This window comes from Neochlamydia sp. AcF84, assembly GCF_011087585.1.
Taxonomy (GTDB): Bacteria; Chlamydiota; Chlamydiia; order Chlamydiales; family Parachlamydiaceae; genus Neochlamydia.
Genome location: NZ_VJOT01000067.1, coordinates 1 through 6856 on the forward strand (window position 1 = coordinate 1; position 6856 = coordinate 6856).

The 6856-nt window shown below is 39.4% G+C and carries 4 protein-coding genes; all 4 read right to left on the reverse strand.

Going from position 1 to position 6856, the window contains the following annotated elements:
* Positions 1 to 453: 453 nt before the first annotated feature.
* The 4 genes from lpdA to NEOC84_RS07645 all read right to left on the reverse strand — a co-directional run bounded on the left by lpdA (position 454) and on the right by NEOC84_RS07645 (position 6573).
* Entirely contained in the window at positions 454 to 1851 is a 1398-nt protein-coding gene (lpdA, locus tag NEOC84_RS07630) for a dihydrolipoyl dehydrogenase (protein ID WP_166157585.1), read from the reverse strand.
* Positions 1852 to 2087: 236 nt separating this feature from the next.
* Positions 2088 to 3221 carry a 2-oxo acid dehydrogenase subunit E2 gene (locus tag NEOC84_RS07635; RefSeq protein WP_166157588.1) on the reverse strand — a complete coding sequence of 378 codons (1134 nt, stop codon included), beginning with the start codon at positions 3219 to 3221 and terminating at the stop codon, positions 2088 to 2090.
* A 1090-nt stretch (positions 3222 to 4311) separates the two neighbouring features.
* The gene (locus tag NEOC84_RS07640; RefSeq protein ID WP_207391830.1) at positions 4312 to 5940 is read right to left on the reverse strand and encodes a leucine-rich repeat domain-containing protein; all 1629 of its coding nucleotides are present in this window, start codon (positions 5938 to 5940) and stop codon (positions 4312 to 4314) included.
* Between the two features lie 435 nt (positions 5941 to 6375).
* Positions 6376 to 6573, reverse strand: coding sequence for a hypothetical protein (locus NEOC84_RS07645; protein WP_166157591.1), 198 nt, complete (start codon positions 6571 to 6573; stop codon positions 6376 to 6378).
* Positions 6574 to 6856 lie beyond the last annotated feature (283 nt).

Here is a 6856-nt window from a genome sequence, read left to right on the forward strand (position 1 = left end):
TTGATTGGTTTCATAGTCAACTTTGCAAGAAATTAAGAGCTTTATAATGATTTAGGCGTAAATAAAGTATAGCGATTTGGGAGAAAAAACGCTCTCAAAATATTACTTAAGCATGAAACATCCTTTAAATCATGTCAAACTAATACTACTACGTTTCAACCCCCTATGTTGTGCCTGAATTTTTGAATATAATCCTTTAATAATTATCTACTTAGAAAATAACTGTCAAAGTCGAGGTTACCATTTACCTTTTTTTACCAAGCTATTCACGACTCATCTAAAAGGCTATTTTTTGATTCCTCTTAAATTTAACGTAGTAGTACTAAATAGAAAATAATTATTATTGAATTTTTTTCTATGAAACTATGAATAGCAGCAGGGCAAAATTTCTACCAGGAAAGATTTTAACCTCCTTTTATCTGCAAAAATTTACCGACCTTACTTACTTTTTTGCTAATGCATAGCATACCCTAACGCATCCATGGCAGCTTCCTTGATAGACTCTGTTAAAGTAGGATGGGAATGAGACAAGCGAGCAATATTTTCTAAGGTAACTTTCTTTTGGATTGCGAGAGCTCCTTCTTCAATCATCTCTGAGGCATGCGAGCCTAATATGTGCAACCCAACCACTCTTTCTGATTTCTTATCTCCAATGATTTTTACTATTCCTTCACTTTCGCCCATACAGCGTGCTCTAGCATTTCCTTTAAAAAAAGCAGTACCTACCATCACCTCTAATCCAGCTTCTCGTGCTTCTGTCTCGTTGAGGCCTACGGCCGCAGCTTCGGGATGAGTATAAACCACATGAGGAAGAGCCATATAATTAACATAAGCTGCCATTCCAGCTATGATCTCAGCAACAGCCATACCTTCGTCGGAAGCTTTATGCGCTAGCATAGGACCATCCACAATGTCGCCGATGGCAAAAATATGCGGCAGGCTAGTCCTGAAAAAATTATCAATATTTAATGTTCCTCTGTTTGATTTTTTTACATCAATTTGCTCTAAGCCGAGCCCGTCTGTATGAGGCTTTCTTCCTACCGCGACTAGTAAGAGATCGCTATGTAAATTTTTCCTTTCGCCTCCCTCTTCAAATTCAACGGTTACTCCTTCTCTTTCATATTTTGCTGATTGGACTTGAGCCGCGAGATGAAATTCTATTCCTTGCTGTTTTAATCCCCTTAACAAATGTTTTCTAATCGTTGGATCCATAGCTAGGCATATTTCCTCTGCCTTTTCAATGACATGAACTTGAGTGCCTAAGCGACGATAAATTGAGGCCATTTCCACTCCAATCGCTCCTGCACCAATTACGGCCATTTGTTTGGGCACTTTTTCCAAACTCAAGGCTCCCGTAGAAGAGATAATTTTCTTTTCATCAAAAGCTAAAAAAGGCAATCCTACGGCCTCCGATCCTGTAGCTAAAATAAAATAGTTGCCTTTTATCCTCTCTATTCGGCCATTATCTGTCACTGCAACCACATAAGGATCTACGAATGTGGCTATACCTCTGATGCTTTCCACCTTATTTTTTTTAAATAGTCCCCTTATCCCCTCCGTGAGGCTAAAAACCACTTTTGCTTTGCGCTGCATCATCGTTTCAAAATTAACTTTTATTTCATTAGCTTCTATTCCTAAGTCTTTACTTTCTTTTACAAGCCATTCCCAATATCTTGTAGATTGTAATAATGTTTTAGAAGGAATACAGCCGACATTTAAGCATGTACCTCCTAGCGACTGAGCCTTTTCTATACACGCTACCTTCATTCCTAATTGAGCTGCACGTATAGCTGCCACGTAACCACCCGGTCCCGCTCCTATTACTACTACATCGAATTGTTGTGTTATCATGGTAATCGCCTGCTTTTTTACTTTTATTTCACTAGTAGACTTAATTGGCAATAAAAAGAGCCTTATCAGGAAGAGCGCAGTTGCTAGCTTGCCTGCTAAATCTCCACAAATTTATTGGAAGCTTTTATAGCTCTTCTACTGTTTTAATGGATAGCTAATGAGAGTTTTACAAAATCTACAAACGCTTTATCCTTAATCCTTCCTTATTGCCTCTTTAAAGATCTTAAATTATTTGTTTATAGCCCAAGGAGCATAACCGCGGGGCATTCTAAAATATTTCTTAAATAAGCTAGAAAGAAAGCAGCCTCTTTATTCCTAACAAAACGGTGATCATAGCTTAAAGCCAAATGCATGATAGGTCGAATGGTGATTTGATCATCAACCACTACAGGACGTTTAATAATGTTATGTAGGGCTAGAATAGCTCTTTGGTTACCGGTAAGAAAAGGAGTAGAAAGCATAGAATCATAAAGGCCAGCATCAGTGATGGCAAAGCTACCTGTATGAAGGTCTCCTACAGAAAGGGAGCCTTCATATGCCTGATGGGTAAGTTTTTCGATAGTCCTTTCAATTTCTGCATAAGAAAGCTTATCACCATGGCAAAGAACAGGCACTACTATACCCTGTGCAGTCTCCACAGCTATACCCATTTCGTAAGAGGAGTCCTGAGCACTTTGCTCTTCTTTAAGGTACGAATGAATAGAGGGAAATTGAGGTAAGGCAGCCACGCAAGCTTTAACAAAAAAAGAGATTAGGCTTAATTCCTTCTCATATTTTTCCTTAAAGGCTTTTTGGTATCTGTCACGTAGGTGGATAATCTGTGACAGATCTACTTCATTAAATATGGTCAGCATAGCTGCTGTGCTTTCTATCTGAGCGACCTGAGAAGCTGAAGATTTTTGAGTAAAATCCCTATTGCCATGCGATTCCTGCGGATGGAAAGACCAAGCGAGAGATTCCTGCTCAGAAAGAGAAGAAAGAGATCTTTTTTGCCCCTCTTCTTTAAGCTCTTTAATAAAATCCTCTTTTTGGTAACGCGTGCTTTTCAAAGATTCTTTAGGGTTTTCTACGACATCTTGTAAAGAAGGCAAAAATTGCTGGGGTGGGAAACTAAGTTCTACAGATTTGGCTGTCGCTTCAGTATCAATATACCCTAACACCTGTCCGATGGTAACTTTATCGTGGAGTTGTATGTTAAAATGGATTATCCCCTTTTGAGGAGCATATACCATCTGATTGACTTTATCAGTCTCTAACTCCAGGATTTCATCCTCAACTCCTACTTGTGAACCAGAAGGCCTAATGATACTAACTACAGTTGCTTCAGAAATAGACTCTCCCATAGAAGGAACTTTAAATTCAATTTTCATTATCGATCTCATTCATTAAGGTTAACCACGGGTTTAAAATTAGGAAATTTTTTATCTAGAAGAACAAAATTAGCATGATGACAGCGTGTTTCATTTTATGCAAAACATAATCATCTCTAACAGAAGATGCAATATTTTTTTTACTCCTCTATTTATTAGAGGGAGGGCCTAAAAAACTTGTCAACAAGTAAGGAAGAGGAGTTATAGCTATTGTCCTTTTTAGACTTCGCTGGGGCCTTTACTTGCTAATTTTAAAACATTTTTGAAATTATATATTTTATTGTTAAGAACCCTGGTAAAGTTCTTTTAGGCTATTGCTTCCCAGCCTTAATAGCTTTTTTAGCCACGAATTTTTTTTAACCTGCTTCCCATGCTTTAATGATTGCTTCTAAAATGGATAGTAAGGGTTCCGCTTTCTTTTAACTTTATCAGCTATGACTTGCTTAGCTCATTTGCTTTTAATGCTAAAACTTTTAATCCATTTTTAATATTGCTAATAAATTTTGAAGAAAAAAATTGATGATTTAGGGGGCTTGTTGCGTAAATGATTTCCTAGCTCGTATCCCTAAGTTAGCACCCATTGCCTTGGGCATTCCAAGTTTTATCATCTTATTCATAACTAAAAAATTGGCATATAATTCTGCTTGTTGATAGGCTAATTTCCTAAAGCGAAAGTCTCCTCCAAAGCTTCTTTTAAAGCGATACATCGCCGTTCCGGCAAGCGATCTTCTGTGATAGCCGCAAAGCTTCTTCCAAAGCTGCCTGGCCTCCTCATCTTCTCCACAGCCTTGAATGATTTTTAAAGCATCATTTCTTTTTTATCCAGGACTTGTCCGCCTCTTGACTTAGCCTTCCCCCTCTTTTTGGAGGTATCAAAGGATCTGTACCCACACATGAGATGATAGGAAGGATGGTAGGCAGGTTGCCACTTAAGTGGAGCTTTTGCAGCTTGGATATCTGCCCGATTTCTGCTGGCAAATGGTGAGCTGGTTTTGATTTAAGTGCGGATGATTTGTTTAAAGATAAGATAGCTAAAAGTTTTTTACTCCATTTTAGCTCACGCTCAATTTAAAAAGTACTTAAGGCGATTCTAAAATTGGAAATGCTGCCTTATTTTTTCTGCAATATCTTTCAAAGGATTTCCCGCTAATCCAAGCTCTTGCCTTCGCAGTCGAGGCAGCTGCACAATTTCTGCAGGCAGGCTGGTGAGCTGGTTTTGGCTTAAATCAAGCCAGTGCAGCTCAGACAATTGCCCAATTTCTGCAGGCAGAGTAGTGAGCTGGTTTTGCTTTAAGTCAAGCTCTTGCAGCTGAGACAATTGTCCGATTTCTGCAGGCAGGCTAGTGAGCTGGTTTTGATTTAATTCAAGCCTTTGCAGCTGAGACAGCTGCCCGATTTCTGCAGGCAGAGTGGTGAGCTGGTTTTGGTTTAAGTAAAGCCACCACAGCTGAGACAATTGCCCGATTTCTGCAGGCAGAGTGGTGAGCTGGTTTCGCTTTAAGTAAAGCCATTGCAGCTGAGGCAGCTGACCGATTTCTACAGGCAGGCTGGTGAGCTGGTTTTGATTTAATTCAAGTCCTTTCAGCTGAGACAGCTGCCGGATTTCTGCAGGAAGGTTGGTGAGTTGGTTTTGGTTTAAGTAAAGCCTTTGCAGCGAAGACAATTGTCCGATTTCTGTAGGAAGGCTAGAGAGCTGGTTTTGATTTAATTCAAGCCCTTGCAGCTGAGACAATTGCCCGATTTCTGTAGGCAGGTTGATGAGTTGGTTCTGGTTTAAGTAAAGTCTTTGCAGCTGAGACAATTGCCCAATTTCTGCAGGAAGGCTGGTGAGCTGGTTTTGGTCTAAGTAAAGCTCTTGCAGCGAAGACAATTGCCCTATCTCTGCAGGCAGACTGGTGAGCTGGTTTTGCTTTAAGTCAAGCTCTTGCAGCGAAGACAATTGTCCGATTTCTGCAGGAAGGCTGTTGAGTTGGTTTTGGTTTAAGTAAAGCCTTTGCAGCGAAGACAATTGTCCGATTTCTGTAGGAAGGCTAGAAAGCTGGTTTTGGTCTAAGTAAAGCTCTTGCAGCTGAGACAATTGCCCGATTTCTGCAGGAAGGTTGGTGAGTTGGTTTTGTTTTAAGTCAAGCCTTTGCAGCTTAGATAACTGGCATATTTCTGGGGGTAAATAAGTCAAGCCTACTCTAGATAAATCTAAAGCCATGGTATTTTTACAATTTTCTTCAATCCAATCTCTAAGAAGCTCCCCTTGTTTTTTTAAAGGTAAATACTTGATTTTTTCTTGACTTAAGTATTCCGCTCCACCAGGCAATGCTTTCCACATTAACAGTCGATTAATATTTATAAGATAAGAGGCATAGGTAGCCAGAGTAAAACACCTTTTTTCCTGGGTTTTCCATTTAAATTCTAGCTCCGCAGGAGCAAGGGCTTTAGCTAGAGTAAAGGCCTCCTCGAAGATTGCCTTAGCTTTTTCTCCTTCAGAAAGCCTATCATTCAGCTTATAAATCCTATCTACAATAAGAGCTTGCTCCTTAACATTTCCTTGAGGAACATGTACTTTACCTATTTTTTTATAAAGAGAAGGCATCACTTCAGAAGCCAGCAGATGATGCCATCTTTTACAGACGCTAAATAAGGGAGGAGCTGCGCAAGCCTCTAAGATAGGGAGCAGCAATTCATTGGGCAAGCTTTCAATAGAGGTCGAAGAGATAGAATGCATCTTATTTCCTTGGGTAGTAATGACTTCTCAGCATTTTTATTTATAAAGGCAATATAAAAAAATTAAAAAAGCAAGTCAAACGAATTCGTATCCTTATTACAAGAGGGGTATCGGCTAACTTGTTAAGCAAAGAGCAAGATATTATGTCTTGTAGGCGATAACTAGATATAAAAGGTTTTTGCTCAGCTTTAGGCCGATTAGACGTAGTATGCGTTTGATTTGCAATACATCGAAGTTCTATGAGCTATATATATTTAAGTTTTTTTACAAACTCATCTAATGGACGTTTAGCATCGCTTGGACATAAAAACTCTTACTGTATGGAGCTTAATAAAGGCTTGGGCTTCTTTTTCATTGCCCTTAAGGTAATGCTTGGCTAAAGTACGGCATTCTCTTGGATAGGCCGCTTGGCTGAGGATGACTACCCATCTTTGTTCAACACCGGCATAGCAAAGGGGTAGCCTTAAAAGCTCGTATCTCTACAGTTTTGTCGTAAGGCGCTTCAAATATGAGTTCTTTGACCTCTTTGATTTGCATAGACACACGCGTGGCAAATAAGCTTTGTTCTCTTTTAAAGACTTGTGAGGTAGTTGGCGTATAGAGAGCGTTATCTCCTACTATATAATCCAACATGATTTAAAGCATTTTCGCCTTAAAGTGGTGTTGTTGCGTAAATGATAAGAAGGGTAGGCGATAAGATTGCTCTTTCACTCTTAAGAGCGGCCTTGTTGCGTAAATGATCTAATAGTTGGTCTGTTTAAAAGCTTATCAAGTTAGTACCCATTGTCCTTTGGGCATTCCAAGTTTTGTCATCTTATTCATCGCCAAAGATTTAGCATATAATTCTGCCCGCTGATAGTCTAGCTTCCTAGAGCGAAAATCTCCTCCAAAGCTTCTTTTAAAGCGGTACATTGCC

Coding starts and splice junctions, on each gene's coding strand:
- NEOC84_RS07635 (WP_166157588.1), bottom strand. CDS start 3,221: ATGAAAATTGAATTTAAAGTTCCTTCTATGGGAGAGTCTATTTCTGAA.
- lpdA (WP_166157585.1), bottom strand. CDS start 1,851: ATGATAACACAACAATTCGATGTAGTAGTAATAGGAGCGGGACCGGGT.
- NEOC84_RS07640 (WP_207391830.1), bottom strand. CDS start 5,940: ATGCATTCTATCTCTTCGACCTCTATTGAAAGCTTGCCCAATGAATTG.
- NEOC84_RS07645 (WP_166157591.1), bottom strand. CDS start 6,573: ATGTTGGATTATATAGTAGGAGATAACGCTCTCTATACGCCAACTACC.